The organism is Ideonella sp., assembly GCF_041287625.1.
GTDB lineage: Bacteria > Pseudomonadota > Gammaproteobacteria > Burkholderiales > Burkholderiaceae_C > Ideonella.
Genome location: NZ_JBGGNH010000073.1, coordinates 317462 through 331598 on the forward strand (window position 1 = coordinate 317462; position 14137 = coordinate 331598).

At 69.4% G+C, this 14137-nt stretch carries 16 protein-coding genes and 1 pseudogene; 4 read left to right on the forward strand and 13 right to left on the reverse strand.

What is annotated here, in order from left to right; genetic code table 11:
* Window positions 1-14: 14 nt before the first annotated feature.
* Window positions 15-566: an MOSC domain-containing protein gene (locus tag ACAH41_RS28410; RefSeq protein WP_370538717.1), complete on the reverse strand. Its 552-nt coding sequence runs from the start codon at window positions 564-566 to the stop codon at window positions 15-17.
* 206 nt (window positions 567-772) lie between these two features.
* Between ACAH41_RS28410 and ACAH41_RS28415 the strand changes: the two genes are divergently transcribed.
* Window positions 773-931, forward strand: a complete 159-nt coding sequence (locus tag ACAH41_RS28415) for a DUF3309 family protein (protein ID WP_370538718.1) — start codon at window positions 773-775, stop codon at window positions 929-931.
* Window positions 932-941: 10 nt separating this feature from the next.
* Here the strand turns inward: ACAH41_RS28415 and ACAH41_RS28420 are convergent, their stop codons facing one another.
* The 9 genes from ACAH41_RS28420 to ACAH41_RS28460 form a co-directional block, all read right to left on the reverse strand.
* Window positions 942-1850: a hydroxymethylglutaryl-CoA lyase gene (locus ACAH41_RS28420; RefSeq protein ID WP_370538719.1), complete on the reverse strand. Its 909-nt coding sequence runs from the start codon at window positions 1848-1850 to the stop codon at window positions 942-944.
* Between the two features lie 10 nt (window positions 1851-1860).
* Entirely contained in the window at window positions 1861-3888 is a 2028-nt protein-coding gene (locus tag ACAH41_RS28425) for a biotin carboxylase N-terminal domain-containing protein (protein ID WP_370538720.1), read from the reverse strand.
* 13 nt (window positions 3889-3901) lie between these two features.
* Complete coding sequence (locus tag ACAH41_RS28430; protein WP_370538721.1) at window positions 3902-4567, reverse strand: DUF4126 domain-containing protein; 666 nt, start codon at window positions 4565-4567, stop codon at window positions 3902-3904.
* Window positions 4558-5340, reverse strand: a complete 783-nt coding sequence (locus ACAH41_RS28435; RefSeq protein WP_370538722.1) for an enoyl-CoA hydratase/isomerase family protein — start codon at window positions 5338-5340, stop codon at window positions 4558-4560. Before ACAH41_RS28435 ends, ACAH41_RS28430 begins: the two co-directional genes overlap by 10 nt.
* Window positions 5337-5759 (reverse strand): nuclear transport factor 2 family protein, encoded by a 423-nt coding sequence (locus ACAH41_RS28440; protein WP_370538723.1) that lies wholly within the window; start codon window positions 5757-5759, stop codon window positions 5337-5339. The genes ACAH41_RS28435 and ACAH41_RS28440 overlap by 4 nt, the downstream gene beginning before the upstream one ends.
* Window positions 5760-5768: 9 nt before the next feature.
* Window positions 5769-6170 (reverse strand): PIN domain nuclease, encoded by a 402-nt coding sequence (locus ACAH41_RS28445; RefSeq protein WP_370538724.1) that lies wholly within the window; start codon window positions 6168-6170, stop codon window positions 5769-5771.
* The gene (locus tag ACAH41_RS28450; protein WP_370538725.1) at window positions 6157-6426 is read right to left on the reverse strand and encodes a type II toxin-antitoxin system VapB family antitoxin; all 270 of its coding nucleotides are present in this window, start codon (window positions 6424-6426) and stop codon (window positions 6157-6159) included. The genes ACAH41_RS28445 and ACAH41_RS28450 overlap by 14 nt, the downstream gene beginning before the upstream one ends.
* A gap of 71 nt (window positions 6427-6497) precedes the next feature.
* The gene (locus ACAH41_RS28455) at window positions 6498-8120 is read right to left on the reverse strand and encodes a carboxyl transferase domain-containing protein (RefSeq protein WP_370538726.1); all 1623 of its coding nucleotides are present in this window, start codon (window positions 8118-8120) and stop codon (window positions 6498-6500) included.
* On the reverse strand, window positions 8120-9292 hold the full coding sequence (locus tag ACAH41_RS28460) for an isovaleryl-CoA dehydrogenase (protein ID WP_370538727.1): 1173 nt from the start codon (window positions 9290-9292) through the stop codon (window positions 8120-8122). Before ACAH41_RS28460 ends, ACAH41_RS28455 begins: the two co-directional genes overlap by 1 nt.
* Window positions 9293-9461: 169 nt before the next feature.
* On the opposite strand from ACAH41_RS28460, the gene ACAH41_RS28465 reads away from it, so the two are divergent.
* Entirely contained in the window at window positions 9462-10229 is a 768-nt protein-coding gene (locus ACAH41_RS28465; protein WP_370538728.1) for a TetR family transcriptional regulator, read from the forward strand.
* Between the two features lie 90 nt (window positions 10230-10319).
* Here the strand turns inward: ACAH41_RS28465 and ACAH41_RS28470 are convergent, their stop codons facing one another.
* Window positions 10320-11291: a DMT family transporter gene (locus ACAH41_RS28470; protein WP_370538729.1), complete on the reverse strand. Its 972-nt coding sequence runs from the start codon at window positions 11289-11291 to the stop codon at window positions 10320-10322.
* Between the two features lie 156 nt (window positions 11292-11447).
* On the opposite strand from ACAH41_RS28470, the gene ACAH41_RS28475 reads away from it, so the two are divergent.
* Window positions 11448-12386 (forward strand): GAF domain-containing protein, encoded by a 939-nt coding sequence (locus tag ACAH41_RS28475; RefSeq protein WP_370538730.1) that lies wholly within the window; start codon window positions 11448-11450, stop codon window positions 12384-12386.
* A gap of 61 nt (window positions 12387-12447) precedes the next feature.
* Here ACAH41_RS28475 and ACAH41_RS28480 read toward each other — a convergent pair whose 3' ends face one another.
* Window positions 12448-13020, reverse strand: a complete 573-nt coding sequence (locus ACAH41_RS28480; RefSeq protein WP_370538731.1) for a DinB family protein — start codon at window positions 13018-13020, stop codon at window positions 12448-12450.
* 53 nt (window positions 13021-13073) lie between these two features.
* The gene (locus ACAH41_RS28485; protein ID WP_370538732.1) at window positions 13074-13541 is read right to left on the reverse strand and encodes an Lrp/AsnC family transcriptional regulator; all 468 of its coding nucleotides are present in this window, start codon (window positions 13539-13541) and stop codon (window positions 13074-13076) included.
* 127 nt (window positions 13542-13668) lie between these two features.
* On the opposite strand from ACAH41_RS28485, the pseudogene ACAH41_RS28490 reads away from it, so the two are divergent.
* A pseudogene (locus tag ACAH41_RS28490) lies at window positions 13669-14137 on the forward strand (pyruvate ferredoxin oxidoreductase); the annotation flags it as partial.

Genomic DNA, 14137 nt, shown 5'->3' on the forward strand with positions numbered 1-14137 from the left:
TCGGGTGGGCGTGTTCAGACCGGCTCCAACCCGCGGTGCGGTGGCGCAGGCAGCTGGATGGCGATGCGATCGCCGGCCTGCACCAAGCCGCCGGCCAGCACGACGCTCATCACGCCCGCCTTGCGAATGAGCTGACCCTCGGGTGAGCGGTCCAGCACGGCGGCCGTCAGGCCGGGCTGGAACTGGTCGAGCTGGGCGCAGGGATTGCGCAGCCCGGTCAGGCGCAGCACGACATCGGCGCCAATGCGCAGCTCGGTGCCCACGGGCAAGCTGAGCAGCGGCACACCCTGGGTGGTGAGGTTCTCGCCCAGTTGGCCGGGCCGAACGCTGAAGCCCTGGGCAGACAGCTCGGCGAACAGCTCTGCGTGGATCAGGTGGACCTGGCGCAGGTTGGGCTGCGTCGGGTCCCTCGCCACGCGCGAGCGATGCTGCACGGTCACCCCGCAGTGTGCATCGCCCTCGACGCCCAGCCCGGCAAGGACCGTGATCGAAGAGGACATCGGCTTGGTGAAGGCATGGGCTGCGCTGGCGCAGACGGCGACGACAACAGGGGGCTGGGTAGGCATGCTGCGGCGATGCTAACCGGCTACCGCCGGCGGCCGGCCGGCGCCGCGCATGCGGCATTGGCTGACGCTGCGCAGCGCGCTCGCCCTACGGCCCGTTGGGGCCGGCAGGCGCCCAATCGATTGAACGCCGCAGCCGCACGACGGCCCACCGGCGCATCGGCAAGGCGCGAAACCGCCGCGCCTTGTTTTTGCTCCGGAGAACCACCATGACCCTCGGAACCATCCTGCTGATCGTCTTGATACTGATACTGCTGGGCGCACTGCCCACCTGGCCCCACAGCCGAAATTGGGGCTATGGCCCCAGTGGTGGTCTCGGGCTGGTGCTGCTCGTCGTGATCGTGCTGCTGGTGATGGGGCGGATCTAGCGGTTCGCTCTCAGGCCCGCTTGGCCAGCAGGGCCCGCGCGACGCGCGAGCCATTGGGCTGGCCCAGCGCGGCGCGGATGGCGGCGCCGGCGTCGATCAGCGCCTCCAGGTCTATGCCGGTCTGCAGCCCCAAGCCGTGCAGCAGGTAGACCACGTCTTCGGTCGCGACATTGCCGGTCGCGCCCTTGGCATAGGGGCAGCCGCCCAGGCCCGAGACGCTGGTGTCGAAGCTGCTGATGCCGACCTCCAGGCTGGCGTAGACATTCGACAACGCCTGGCCGTAAGTGTCGTGGTAGTGGCCGCTCACCTCCTCCAGCGGATAGTGCTGGAGCGCCTGCGCCAGCGCCGCCTGCACCTTGCGCGGCGTGCCGACGCCTATGGTGTCGGCCACGCCCACGTGCTGCACGCCGATCTCCTTCATCAGCCTGGCAACCAGGCCGACACGCTCGGGCGCGATCTCGCCCTCATAGGGGCAGCCCACGGCGCAGGAGATCGCGCCGCGCACCTTGATGCCGGCCGCGCGCGCAGCGGCGGCGACGGGTGCAAAACGTTCGATGGATTCGGCGATGGAGCAATTGATGTTGCGCTGGCTGAAGGCCTCGCTGGCGGCGCCGAAGACGACGATCTCGTCGGCGCTCGTCAGCAGCGCCGCCTCCCAGCCCTTGAGGTTGGGCGTCAGCACCGAATAGCGCACGCCGGGCCGGCGCTGGATGCCGGCCATCACCTGCGCGTTGTCGGCCATCTGCGGCACCCACTTGGGGCTGACGAAGCTGGTCACTTCGATCTCGCGCAGGCCGGCGGCCTGCAGCGCGTGCACCAGCGCGATCTTGTCGGCCGCCGAGACGGCCTGCTTCTCGTTCTGCAGGCCGTCGCGCGGGCCGACCTCGACGATGCGGACGTGGCTGGGCAAGGTGCTCATGATGGTGTCCTCAGTCGGCCGCGAGGCGGAGCAGCTCGCCGCCTTCGCTAACCTGGTCGCCGATCGCGTACATCACCTCGGCCACCGTGCCGTCGCGCGGTGCGCTGATGGTGTGCTCCATCTTCATGGCCTCCATCACCGCCAGGGGCTGGCCCTTCTTGACGACGTCGCCGGCCTGCGCGAGGAAGGCGATGACCTTGCCGGGCATGGGCGCGGTCAGGCGGCCGGCGTCGGCCGCGCTGTCGCCGGCATGGGCGATCGGGTCGATCTCGCGCAGCTCCAGCGAGCCGGTGGCGCCGAAGACGGCGACGCGCTCGCCGACTGTGTGCACGGTGATCGTGAAACGCTGGTCGTCCAGCCGCACCTCGTGCCTGCCGGCACCCAGCGGGCGGGCGGCGAAGCGCCAGGTCTGGCTCCCCAGGCCCAGCAGCAGAGCGCCGTCGTGCAGGCGCGCCAGCGTCGCGACGTGGTGCGTGCTGCCCAGCTCGAGGTCGAAGTGGCGGCGCGCGCCGCCGTGGATGCGCCAGCCGTCGCGCCGGGACCACGGGTCGGGGGTCTCCAGCGCGGTCTCGCTCGCCAGCGCATGCGCCGCGACGCCCGCCGCGGCCAGCTCCAGCGGCAGGCCGGCGATGTCGAACAGCACCGCGCGCTCACGCTCGATCAGCGCGGTATCGAGGTCGGCGGTGGAAAAAGCGGTGGAGTGCACCACGCGGCGCAGGAAGGCGACGTTGCTGTGCGGGCCGACGATGTGGGTGTCGCGCAGCGCGCTGTCCAGCCGCGCCAGCGCCTGCGCACGGTCTTCGCCCCAGACGATCAGCTTGGCGATCATCGAGTCGTAATACGGGCTGATCGCGTCGCCCTCGCGCACGCCCGCATCGACCCGCACGGGCGCCGGGTCGTGAAAGCGCTCCGCGTCCGCGTTGCGGCGGAAGCTGACGTGCTCCGGCCAGCGCAGCACCTGCAGCGTGCCGGTGGCAGGCAGGAAGTTGGCGTCGGGGTTCTCGGCGCAGATGCGGGCTTCGATCGCATGGCCGTGTATCTTCAGCTCGGCCTGCCGGGCGGGCAGCGGCTCGCCGCCGGCCACGCGCAGCTGCCATTCGACCAGGTCGAAGCCGGTGATGGCCTCGGTGACCGGGTGCTCGACCTGCAGCCGCGTATTCATCTCCATGAAGTAGAAGCGCAGGTCACCGTCGTTGATTTCTTCGGCGATGAACTCCACCGTACCGGCACCGACGTAGCCGACGGCCTTCGCCGCCGCCACCGCCGCGGCGCCCATCTCGGCGCGGCGCTCGGCGCTCATGCCCGGCGCCGGGGCCTCTTCGAGCACCTTCTGGTGGCGGCGCTGCACCGAGCAGTCGCGCTCGAAGAGGTAGACGCAGTCGCCCTGCGAGTCTCCGAAGACCTGGATCTCGATGTGGCGTGGGCGGGTGACGTAGCGTTCGACCAGCACATGGTCGTTGCCGAAGCTCGCAGCGGCTTCACGCTGGCAAGAGGCTAGCGCGGCCTCGAAGTCCTCCGCGCGGTCGACCCGGCGCATGCCGCGGCCACCGCCGCCCGCACTGGCCTTGATCAGCACCGGGAAGTCGATGCGCTCGGCTTGCGCCTTCAGGAAGGCGGGCTCGTTGTTGTTGCCGTGGTAGCCGGGCACCAGCGGCACGTCGGCCGTCTCCATCAGGGACTTCGCCGCCGACTTGCTGCCCATCGCGGCGATCGCCGACGGCGGCGGGCCGATGAAGACCAGGCCAGCCTCGGCGCAGGCGCGCGCGAAGTCTTCGTTCTCCGACAGGAAACCGTAGCCCGGGTGCACGGCCTGCGCGCCGGTGGCCTGCGCCGCGGCGAGGATGCGCTGCCACTGCAGGTAGCTGTCCTTGGCCGCGCTGCCGCCGATGTGCACCGCCTCGTCGCAAGCCAGCACGTGCTGGGCCTGCGCGTCGGCGTCCGAATAGACCGCCACCGTCAGCACGCCCAGCCGCCTGGCCGTCTCGGCCACGCGGCAGGCGATCTCGCCGCGGTTGGCGATCAGGATCTTCTTGAACATTCGCTTGTCTCCATCAGGCCTGCATCGAGCCCGGGCGGTAGGTATTGCTGAGGCGGCGCCAGAGCGCACGCAGGAACTTGAACAGCAGCACGGTCGTCGTCACCATCACGACCAGCGCCAGCGCGAGCGCCGCGAAGAACCACAGCGGGTGCTCCCACGACAGCCACAGCATCACCGGCACGGCCGCATCGCCGAGCAGCGACAAGCCGATATTGGAGAAGGGCTCGGGCGAGGTGTTGGCCGCCGCACGGGTGGTCGCCTTGGCGGCGTGCGCGGTGGCGGCCAAGGTGCCGCCCATCAGCGCGGCGATGACCGTCCACTCGGCCGAGTTGCCGCCGAAAGCGCCGGCCGCCAGCGCAGCACCCGCCGGGATGCGTATCACCGTGTGCACGGCATCCCAGACCGAATCGACCGCCGGGATCTTGTCGGCCAGGAACTCCACCGCCACCATCAGGCCGGAGGCCCCCAGCACCAGCGGGTTCTGCAGCACCTGCAGGCCGCCGGGCAGCGGCACCCAGCCCAGCCAGCCGGCCAGGCCGGTCAGGAACACGACGGCATACAGGCGCAAGCCGCTGGCCCAGCCCAGCGCGGCGGCCACCGCGAACAGGTGCGTGGTGTCCAGCGCCGCGACGCCGTTCAGCATCGGCGCGGTGACGGCCGACGGCAGGCTCAGATCCATGCGGCCGGCCTCTTCTGCAGGAAGGACATCACGCCCTCCTTGCCCTCGTCGCTGGCGCGGATGTCGGCGATGCGGCGCGCGGTGTCCTCGCGCAGCGCGGGGTCGATGTCCTGCTGGGCGAGGTCTTGCACCAGGCGCTTGCAGGCCTTGACCGCAGCCGGGCCGTTGGCCACCAGCGCGGCCACCAGGGCGGCCACCCTGGCGTCGAGCTCGGCGGCGTCGCAGAGCTCGTGCACCATGCCCAGCCGGTGGGCCTCGGCCGCGCTGAAGCGCTCGGCCGTGACGAAATAGCGCCGCGCCGCCTGCTCGCCCATCGCCCGCAGCACATACGGCGCGATGGTGGCCGGCAGCAGGCCCAGCTTGGCCTCGCTGAGGCAGAAGTTCATGCCGTCCGCCGCGACCAGCACATCGCAGACGGCGGCCAGCCCGACGCCGCCGGCATAACAGTCGCCATGGAGGCGGCCCACCACCGGCAGCGGGCAGCTGTAGATGGTCCACAGCATCTCGGCCAGGCCGCGTGCGTCGGCGTGGTTCTGCTCCCAGCTGTAGTCGGCCATCGCCCGCATCCAGTTCAGGTCGGCGCCGGCGCAAAAGGCCTTGCCGTGGCCGCCCAGCACGATGGCGCGCAGCTCGGGCTCGGCACCCAGCGCGCGGAAGGCGCCGGTCAGCTCGACGATGACCTGGTCGTTGAAGGCGTTGCGCACCTCGGGCCGGTTGAGCCAGACCTCGGCGACATGGCGGGAGGGGCGGCGGATGTCCAGGGTTTGGGTCATGGTGAATTCTTGTCCAGCGGCTCGCGGCGATACGCACCTATGGCTTCCGCGGTGCGCCAGGCCGGAGGGGCTTCGAAGGTCGCCCAGTATTCGGTGATCTGGCGTATCAATCGGCCGGGGCCGGCGTCGAGCTGGAAGCGCGAGTTCGCGAAGAAGCGGCTCTCGCCGTGGCGCACCTCGACGATGCTGTGCACGTCGCCACTGCGCAGCTCGTCCACCGAGATCACGTGGAGGGACCAGCCCTCCGGGTAGATCGCGTTGACCTTGATGATGGCGTCGGCGTCGAGCAGGTGTTCGCCGGAGGCGACCCAATGCATCGTGGCGTCGTCGTGCAGCAGCGCGCGGGCGCCGGCCCAGTCGCGGGCCTGGAACAGCGCCCAGAGGCTGTGCACGGCGTCAACGGCAGTCGAGGTACTCATGGCCGCCTTTCAGTGTTGCCACACGCGGAGGCCACGCTGCGCCTGGAAGGCGTCGAAGTCGCGGTCGTTGTGCAGCAGCAGGTAGTCGTTCTCGATGCAGAAGGTGGCGATCAACACGTCGATGGCGCTGCGCACGGTGAAGCCGGCGCTGCGCAGCGAGCGGTAGTGCTGCGCGGCGGCACGGGCCAGGCCCTCGCCGCCGCAGGTTTCGAGGCTGAGCGCCTCCATCAGACGCAGCGCCTGGCGATGGTCGCGCTCGTCGCGAAAACCGCGCAGCACTTCGTAGAGCACGAGATCGGGCACCACGAGGCGGGTGTCGCCCTCGTTCAGCAGGCGGCGCAACTCGTCGCGCACCGGCGTGGGCCGGCCGTTGAAGAAGTCGATCCAGACACCGGAATCAACGACGAGCACGGCGGGGCCCCATGCTGGTGGGCGGAGACGGCTCCTGCACTTGCAGCGGCGCCACCGGTGCGCGCCAATCGGGCGCACCTTCACCCTCCTCGCCTTCCCAGCGAAGCTTGCCTTCCCACTTGAGGATCTCGCGATAGGCGGCTTGACGGGCCAGCAGCTTGAGCCCCGCCTCGACCGCGTCCTTCTTGGTCGTGTAGGGGCCCGCCTTCATCGCGGCTTCCATCAAGTCGGGGTCGATGACGATGTTCGTGCGCATGATGTGTATCAGGTGAGTTTTAGCATACACATCGTACATGGTCTGCACAAAATTTGAAGCACGCCCATCGTTCACATCCGGAAAACGCCAAATCTGGTCTCCGGGACCGGCGCATTCAAGCTCGCCGAGAGCGCCAGCGCCAGCACGCGGCGAGTGTCGGTCGGGTCGATCACGCCGTCGTCCCACAGGCGCGCGGAGGCGAAGTACGGGTGGCCCTGCACTTCGTACTGGTCGCGGATCGGTGCCTTGAAGGCCTCTTCTTCTGCCGCCGACCACTGGCCGCCCTTCCCCTCGATGCCGTCGCGCTTGACCGTTGCCAGCACGCTCGCAGCCTGCTCGCCGCCCATCACGCTGATGCGCGCGTTGGGCCACATCCAGAGAAAGCGCGGCGAGTAGGCCCGGCCGCACATGCCGTAGTTGCCGGCACCGAAGCTGCCGCCGATGATCACGGTGAACTTGGGCACCTGGGCGCAGGCGACGGCGGTGACCATCTTGGCGCCGGCCCGGGCGATGCCTTCGTTTTCGTACTTGCGGCCGACCATGAAGCCGGTGATGTTCTGCAGGAAGACCAGCGGGATCTTGCGCTGGCAGCAGAGCTCGATGAAGTGGGCGCCCTTGTTGGCGCTCTCGGCGAAGAGGATGCCGTTGTTGGCGACGATGCCGACCGGCAGGCCCTCGATGTGGGCGAAGCCGCAGACCAGCGTGCTGCCATAGCGCGACTTGAACTCGTCGAACTCGGAGCCATCGACCACGCGGGCGATGATCTCGCGCACGTCGAAGGGCTTGCGGGTGTCGGTCGGGATCACGCCCAGCAGTTCTTCGGCCGGGTAGGCAGGCGGCTTGGGCGCGCGGGTGGCGAGCGGCACCTCTTTGCGCCAGTTCAGGTTGGCCACGATCTGGCGGGCCAGCGCCAGCGCATGGGTGTCGTTGTGGGCCAGGTGGTCGGCCACGCCCGAGAGGCGGGTGTGCACGTCGCCGCCGCCCAGGTCTTCGGCGCTCACCACCTCGCCGGTGGCGGCCTTCACCAGCGGCGGGCCGCCGAGGAAGATGGTGCCCTGGTTCTTCACGATGATGGTTTCGTCGCTCATCGCCGGCACGTAGGCGCCGCCCGCCGTGCACGAACCCATCACCACAGCGACCTGCGGGATGCCTTGGGCCGAGAGATTGGCCTGGTTGTAGAAGATGCGGCCGAAGTGGTCGCGGTCGGGGAAGACCTCGTCCTGGTTGGGCAGGTTGGCGCCGCCGGAGTCGACCAGGTAGATGCAGGGCAGGCGGTTTTCGCGCGCGATCTCCTGCGCCCGCAAGTGCTTTTTCACCGTCAACGGGTAGTAGGTGCCGCCCTTGACGGTCGCGTCGTTGCAGACGATCACGCACTCGACGCCGCTGACGCGGCCGATGCCGGTGATCACACCGGCGCAGGGGGCGGCATCGCTGCCATCCTTCTCGGGGTACATGCCGAAGGCCGCCAGCGGGGCCAGCTCCAGGAAGGGCGCGTCCGGGTCCAGCAGCATCTCGACGCGGTCGCGCGGCAGCAGCTTGCCGCGGCCCAGGTGCTTGGCGCGGGCCGCCTCGCCGCCGCCGAGCGCGATCTTCTCGAGCTTGGCGTTGAGGTCGTCGACCAGCGCGCGCATCGCCGCGGCGTTGGCCTTGGCGTCTTCGGAGCGCGGGTTGAGCTTGGTGGCCAGCACCGCCATCACATCGTCTCCGAGAACAGCTCACGGCCGATCAGCATGCGGCGGATCTCCGACGTGCCAGCGCCGATTTCGTAGAGCTTCGCGTCACGCCACAGGCGGCCCACCGGGTACTCGTTGGTGTAGCCGACACCGCCCAGCGCCTGTATCGCCTCGCCGGCCATCCAGGTGGCCTTCTCGGCGGAGTACAGGATCGCCCCGGCGGCATCCTTGCGCAGCGTGCGGGCGTGGTCGGCGCGGTCGCAGGCCTGGCCCACGGCGTAGACGTAGGCGCGGCAGGCCTGGAAGGTGGTGTACATGTCGGCCAGCTTGCCCTGCATCAGCTGGAACTCGCCGATGCTCTGGCCGAACTGCTTGCGCTCGTGCAGGTAGGGCACCACCGCGTCCATGCAGGCGGCCATGATGCCCAGCGGGCCGCCGGAGAGCACGGCGCGCTCGTAGTCCAGCCCGCTCAACAGCACCTTGGTGCCGTTGCCCTCGCCGCCGATCACGTTCTCCTCCGGCACTTCGCAGTCCTCGAAAAAGAGGGGATAGGTGTTGGAGCCGCGCATGCCGAGCTTGTCGAGGTGGCTGCCGTGGCTGAAGCCCTTGAAGCCCTTCTCGACGATGAAGGCGGTCATGCCGCGGGCGCCCATGCCAGGGTCAGTCTTGGCGTACACGATCAGCGTGTCGGCGTCGCCACCGTTGGTGATCCACATCTTGGCGCCGTTGAACACATAGCGGTCGCCCTTTTTCTCGGCCTTCAGCTTCATGCTGACCACGTCGGAGCCGGCGTTGGGCTCGCTCATCGCCAGCGCGCCCACATGTTCGCCGCTGACCAGCTTGGGCAGGTATTTCTGCTTCTGCGCCTCGTTGCCGTTGCGGTGGATCTGGTTGACGCACAGGTTGGAGTGGGCGCCGTAGCTCAGGCCCACCGAGGCGCTGGCGCGGCTGATCTCTTCCATCACGACCATGTGGGCCAGGTAGCCCAGGCCGGTGCCGCCGTAGGGCTCGCCCACCGTCATGCCCATCACGCCGAGCTCGCCGAGCTTGCGCCAGAGGTCGGCGGGGAACTCGTTGTCGCGGTCGATCTGCGCAGCGCGGGGAGCGATCTCGTTCTGCGCGAAGTCGCGCACCGCCTCGCGCAGCGCGGCAATGTCGTCGCCGAGGGGGAAGTTGAAAGTCGATTCGAACATGTCGTCTCCTGTCTTTTGGCCCGGGATCGAGCAACATTTGAGAACAACTCAATACAAACCCTGAGTCGCCCGCATCCTGATTCTGTAAAGCGGCCTTCCGCGTCGCCAGCGGCGCAATCTACCAGCGGCCGGCTTGCGCATCAAGTCTTTTCTGAGTGATACTCAAATCATGCCGCACACCGCCCCCTCTCCAGCCACGGCCCCTGCGCAGGCTACGCCCAAGCCGCGGCCCGCGAAAGCCCGGGCAAGCCCCGCCGAGGCCCAGCCCGCGCAGCGCCGCGCGCCGGCCAGCGCCAAGTCCGAACAACGCATCAAGGACATCCTGCGCGCCGGCCGTGAGGTTTTTGCCCAGAAGGGCTACGAGCGCGCCACCACCACCGAGATCGCGCAGCGCCTGGGCGTCTCGGAGGCCACGGTCTTCACCTACTTCCGCGGCAAGCGCGAGCTCTGCGAGCGCGTCATCCACGACTGGTACGACGAGATCATTGCGGCGATAGAAACCGGCCTGCCGCGCGAGCAGGGCATACGCGCGCAGCTGCAGTTCATCGTGCACACCCACCTGCGGCTGTTCCTCGACCAGGGCACCGGCCTCTGCGCGCTGGTGCTCTCGGAGGGTCGGGCCAAGGGCCAGTCGCTGGGCGACAGCCTGCTGCCGCTGCAGCGCCGCTACACCGCGCCGCTGATGGACCTGCTGGCGCGCGGCCAGGCGAGCGGCGAGATCCGCGCCGACATGCCGCTGCGGCTGCTGCGGCCGCTGGTCTTCGGGCCGATGGAGCACCTGCTCTGGGAGGCCGTCGGGCAGGACAAGCCCATCGACATCGAGCCCACCGCCGACGCGCTGGTCACGCTGCTGTGGAGTGCGCTACAGGCGCCGGACGCGGAGTTGGCGGCGTTGCGGCGTCTGCGCGACGAGGTGAGCAGCGCGCTGCGGCGCTGACCGCGAGCCGGTCGCAGCGGTTGGCGGCCCGCGGCGTCAGACGCCGTTCGCTGGGCCATTGGCAATCGGCGGCTCCCCACGCACCCGGTATCACGCCGCGTGCGATTCAGCGGCTACCAGAGGCTCCGGCCGAACGCGCAGCGCCCAGGCCACGCCGGCGACCAGGAGCACAATGCCGAGCAAGGTGGTCGGCGCTGGCCATTGGCCGCGCAACAGGAAGGCGTAGGCCAGCGCCGAGAGTGTCTCGAACACGATGAGCTGTCCCACCAGCGTGGTGGGCAGCCGCTGGCTCGCCTCGTTCCAGCACAGCGTGCCCAGCCACGAAGCGAACAGGCCGATCGCGAGCATCAGCCCCAGAAATAGTGCCGGCGTAGGCCCGAAAGGCATCGCGAGCGCCTGGCCGGTGGCGGCGCTCCACGCCCAGAACGAGGCAAACCCCAAGGCCGCCAGGGGCAATGTGGCCAGGCCTTGCGCGGTAGCCCAGCTTCGCGGGCTTCGGTCGGCGTGCGCTCGGAGCCAGTCGGCATTGCGCAGGGGGTACCAGGTCCAGCAGGCGACCGCCGCCACCGCCAGCAACACGCCCGTGCCATAGCGCCCCAGATCGGCCGATGGGTCGGCGCGCAGGTGCTCGATCTCGACCTGGTTGACGCAGCCTATCCCCGTGCCGATCAACACCAGCGAAGGCACCAGCTTCAGCCAGGGCACGCGGCCATCGCGGGCCGTGTCACGCAGGTTGGAGCAGATCGCGATCACGACCGGCAGCGTGCCGATGAGCATGGTGGGCAAAGGCCCGCCTGCGCGCTGGATGGCACCGGCCAGGCAGAAGTAGTACAGCACGTTGCCCACCACCGAGAGCTTGCCCGCCTCTAGCCACTCCGCGCGGCTGAACTGCGCCATGCGACGGCGGTCCAGCCAGGCCAGGGGCAATGCGATCAGCCCGAACGCCAGGTAGCGAGCGAATGACAGCATCGTGGCCGGATAGTCCGGCAGCATGGTGGGGGCCACGAATACCAGGCCCCACATGAGTCCGGCCGCCAGCGCGAAAAGAGTTCCGATCAACATGGGACGAGAGTGTCGCTCTGTGCCGCGGTCCCGTCTTGAACGAGGTGGCGGACGGCGACCTCGATTCTTGACCTGGGTACCTTGTGCACGGCGCCGCGGCTCGCCTTTGGCGCGGAAGTTGCTGCGAACTGCGCTCCACACGGCAGGAGAGCGGCGATGAACACCCTCATCAAGGTCACCGAGGTCTGGCGGCCCAGCGCCGATGGCAGCTTGCTGGAGTTCGGCGGCGGCCTGTATGGCGATGCCGGCAACTTCGGCCGCATCAGCCGCCAGATGTGCTTCGGCAAGGGCGAGGGTCTACCGGGCCGGGCCTGGGACGCCGGCCAGCCCATCCTGCTGAAGCAGTTGCAGGGCTCATGGTTCCGGCGCAGCGAGGCGGCCGCCGCCGCCGGCCTGGCCTGCGCGATGGCACTGCCCATCTTCGTGCGCGGCCAGCTCACCGCCGTGCTGGTGTTCCTGCTTGGGGAGTTGCAGCCCCATGGCGGGGCGGTGGAGCTCTGGCGCAACGACCCGCGCGTCAGCACCGACCTGAAGCTGGTGGACGGCGCCTACGGCAGCGGCGAGGCCGATTTCGAAGCGCTGACGCGCGACACCTACCTCTCGCGCGGCGCCGGCCTGCCGGGCCTGGCTTGGCAGCGCGAGGGCGCCGTCTTCATGAACGACCTGGCAACCGCCCCCGGCTTCCTGCGCAGCGAGAGCGCGGTGGCCGCCGGGCTGGAGCAGGGGCTCGCGCTGCCCTGCGGCGCGGCCGGGCACGAAAACCACGTGCTCACCCTGCTCTCCGGCCTGCGCACGCCACTGGCCGGCCGCATCGAGAGCTGGCTGCCGGACGCCGACGAATTCACGCTGCGCCGGCAGTGGGGCCACTGCGAGCTGAAGGGCAGCCTGCCGCCCGCGCTGATGCCGCTGACCGACGACATGCCGGGCTGCCTGGTCAGCGCCCTGCGCAGCGGCGTGGCCTGCGTGAGCCACCGCGTGGCGGAGCAGCCCGAGCCGGTCAGCAACGCCGCCCGCGACGCCGGGCTGGCCAGCCTGGTCGCCCTGCCCATCGTCTGCGATGGGGAGATAGGCGGGGTGCTGGCCTTGTACTTCTGACCGCTGCGCGGCACCGGGCCGCGGGGGTGAGCCGCTCAGTTGAGCAGCGCAGTGGTGCCACTCAGGCCGCCTGCGAGTGCTCGCCGAAGAGGTCGATCTCGGTCCAGCCCAGCGCCTGCACGTCTTCGGTACGCACCCGCGCGTCGCTGGGCAGCAGGAAGTCGTCGAGCTGCGGCGGCTTGATGGAGGTGCCGGACAACATCGCGTGCACCTGGCCGCGGTGGTGGGTCTGGTGCATGAACAAATGCGCCAGCGTGCGGCCCAGCGGGTTCAGGTCGACCCGGTCGCCACGGTCCAGCCGCACCGGGCGCTCCAGATCGTCCATCGCCAAGCCGTCGCACAGGGCGATCAGGCGCTCGTCGTTGAGCTTCTGGCGCCGAGCCCAGGCGGTCACGTTGGCACAGGGGCGGAACTGCTGGTACTGCAGCACCATGTCGGCCTCGCCATGCAGGCAGGCGGTGTAATAAACATCGACCGCCAGCAGGTGATTGACCGTGGCAGCCAGGCTGGGGAAGAAGCTCACGCGGCGGGCATGGAAGTCTTCGCTGCCCAGGCACAGCATTGCCTGCTGCAGGCGGTAGTTCGCCAGCCGGTTGGCCCGCGCCGAGGTACGAAAGTGATCCGCCAGATCCATGCGCGGCATTGTCGGTCACCTGCGCATAACCCCACAGTTTTCGGGTGCCGGCCTCAGGGCGGCAGCGGCAGCGCGGTCTCGTACTTGACGTCGCGCAACACGACGTTGGTGCGTATGCTCGAGACGCCCTTGAGCTTGAACAAACGCTCCTGCAGGAAGCGGTCATAGGCCTTCATGTCGGGCACCACGACCTTGATCATGTAGTCGGCCTCGCCGGTGATGCTGGCGCACTCCATGATCTCGGGGCAGGCCAGCGCGAGCCGCTCGAAGTCCTCGACCGCGCCGTCGGTGTGGCGCACCAGCGAGACGTGGGCAAAGACGCAGATCGCCAGGCCCAGCTTCTCGCGGTCCATCAGGGCCACGTAGCGCAGGATGGTGCCGGACTGCTCCAGCTCCTTCACGCGCCGCCAGACCGGCGTGGGCGACATGCCGACGCCGTCGGCGAGCTGCTGCGCACTCTGCCGGCCGTCGCGCTGCAGGGCTTCGATGATGCGGCGCGTCACGCGGTCGAGGAGGTTCATTTCGATAGTCGCAGAGATTTGAAGTAGTTCTTGCGCAGACTAGCGAATCTGGCGAATGAAAGAAACGCTTGTTTCCACCAGCCTGCCTAGCATCGAGGCCAAACAGATTCGATGGAGACAAGCCGCCATGCCCCTTGACGCCCTGCCCGCAGCGCCCGCGCTGCGCCCCTACGCGCTGGCCGACAACCTGGCCGCCGAGCGCGGCGCGGTCTTCCTCACCGGCACCCAGGCCCTCGTGCGCCTGCCGCTGATGCAGCGCCGGCTCGACGACGCAGCCGGCCTCAAGACGGCCGGCTTCGTCTCGGGCTACCGCGGCAGCCCGCTGGGCATGGTCGACCAGCAGATGTGGAAGGCCAAGCCCTTCCTCGACGCCGCCGGCGTGCAGTTCCTGCCCGCCATCAACGAAGACCTCGCGGCCACTGCCTGCCTGGGCACGCAGCGGGTGGCGCTGGACCCCAAGCGCACGGTCGATGGCGTGTGCGCGATGTGGTACGGCAAGGGCCCCGGCGTCGATCGCGCGGGCGACGCGCTGAAGCACGGCCATGTCTACGGCAGCAGCGCGCTGGGCGGCGTGCTGGTGGTGGCGGGCGACGACC

What these genes read in the sequence shown, in the direction of transcription:
- ACAH41_RS28475 (WP_370538730.1), top strand. Translation starts at nt 11,448, where the DNA reads ATGAACACCCTCATCAAGGTCACCGAGGTCTGGCGGCCCAGCGCCGAT.
- ACAH41_RS28430 (WP_370538721.1), bottom strand. Translation starts at nt 4,567, where the DNA reads ATGGATCTGAGCCTGCCGTCGGCCGTCACCGCGCCGATGCTGAACGGC.
- ACAH41_RS28460 (WP_370538727.1), bottom strand. Translation starts at nt 9,292, where the DNA reads ATGTTCGAATCGACTTTCAACTTCCCCCTCGGCGACGACATTGCCGCG.
- ACAH41_RS28470 (WP_370538729.1), bottom strand. Translation starts at nt 11,291, where the DNA reads ATGTTGATCGGAACTCTTTTCGCGCTGGCGGCCGGACTCATGTGGGGC.
- ACAH41_RS28420 (WP_370538719.1), bottom strand. Translation starts at nt 1,850, where the DNA reads ATGAGCACCTTGCCCAGCCACGTCCGCATCGTCGAGGTCGGCCCGCGC.
- ACAH41_RS28425 (WP_370538720.1), bottom strand. Translation starts at nt 3,888, where the DNA reads ATGTTCAAGAAGATCCTGATCGCCAACCGCGGCGAGATCGCCTGCCGC.
- ACAH41_RS28410 (WP_370538717.1), bottom strand. Translation starts at nt 566, where the DNA reads ATGCCTACCCAGCCCCCTGTTGTCGTCGCCGTCTGCGCCAGCGCAGCC.
- ACAH41_RS28415 (WP_370538718.1), top strand. Translation starts at nt 773, where the DNA reads ATGACCCTCGGAACCATCCTGCTGATCGTCTTGATACTGATACTGCTG.
- ACAH41_RS28435 (WP_370538722.1), bottom strand. Translation starts at nt 5,340, where the DNA reads ATGACCCAAACCCTGGACATCCGCCGCCCCTCCCGCCATGTCGCCGAG.
- ACAH41_RS28485 (WP_370538732.1), bottom strand. Translation starts at nt 13,541, where the DNA reads ATGAACCTCCTCGACCGCGTGACGCGCCGCATCATCGAAGCCCTGCAG.
- ACAH41_RS28440 (WP_370538723.1), bottom strand. Translation starts at nt 5,759, where the DNA reads ATGAGTACCTCGACTGCCGTTGACGCCGTGCACAGCCTCTGGGCGCTG.
- ACAH41_RS28450 (WP_370538725.1), bottom strand. Translation starts at nt 6,426, where the DNA reads ATGCGCACGAACATCGTCATCGACCCCGACTTGATGGAAGCCGCGATG.
- ACAH41_RS28465 (WP_370538728.1), top strand. Translation starts at nt 9,462, where the DNA reads ATGCCGCACACCGCCCCCTCTCCAGCCACGGCCCCTGCGCAGGCTACG.
- ACAH41_RS28480 (WP_370538731.1), bottom strand. Translation starts at nt 13,020, where the DNA reads ATGGATCTGGCGGATCACTTTCGTACCTCGGCGCGGGCCAACCGGCTG.
- ACAH41_RS28455 (WP_370538726.1), bottom strand. Translation starts at nt 8,120, where the DNA reads ATGGCGGTGCTGGCCACCAAGCTCAACCCGCGCTCCGAAGACGCCAAG.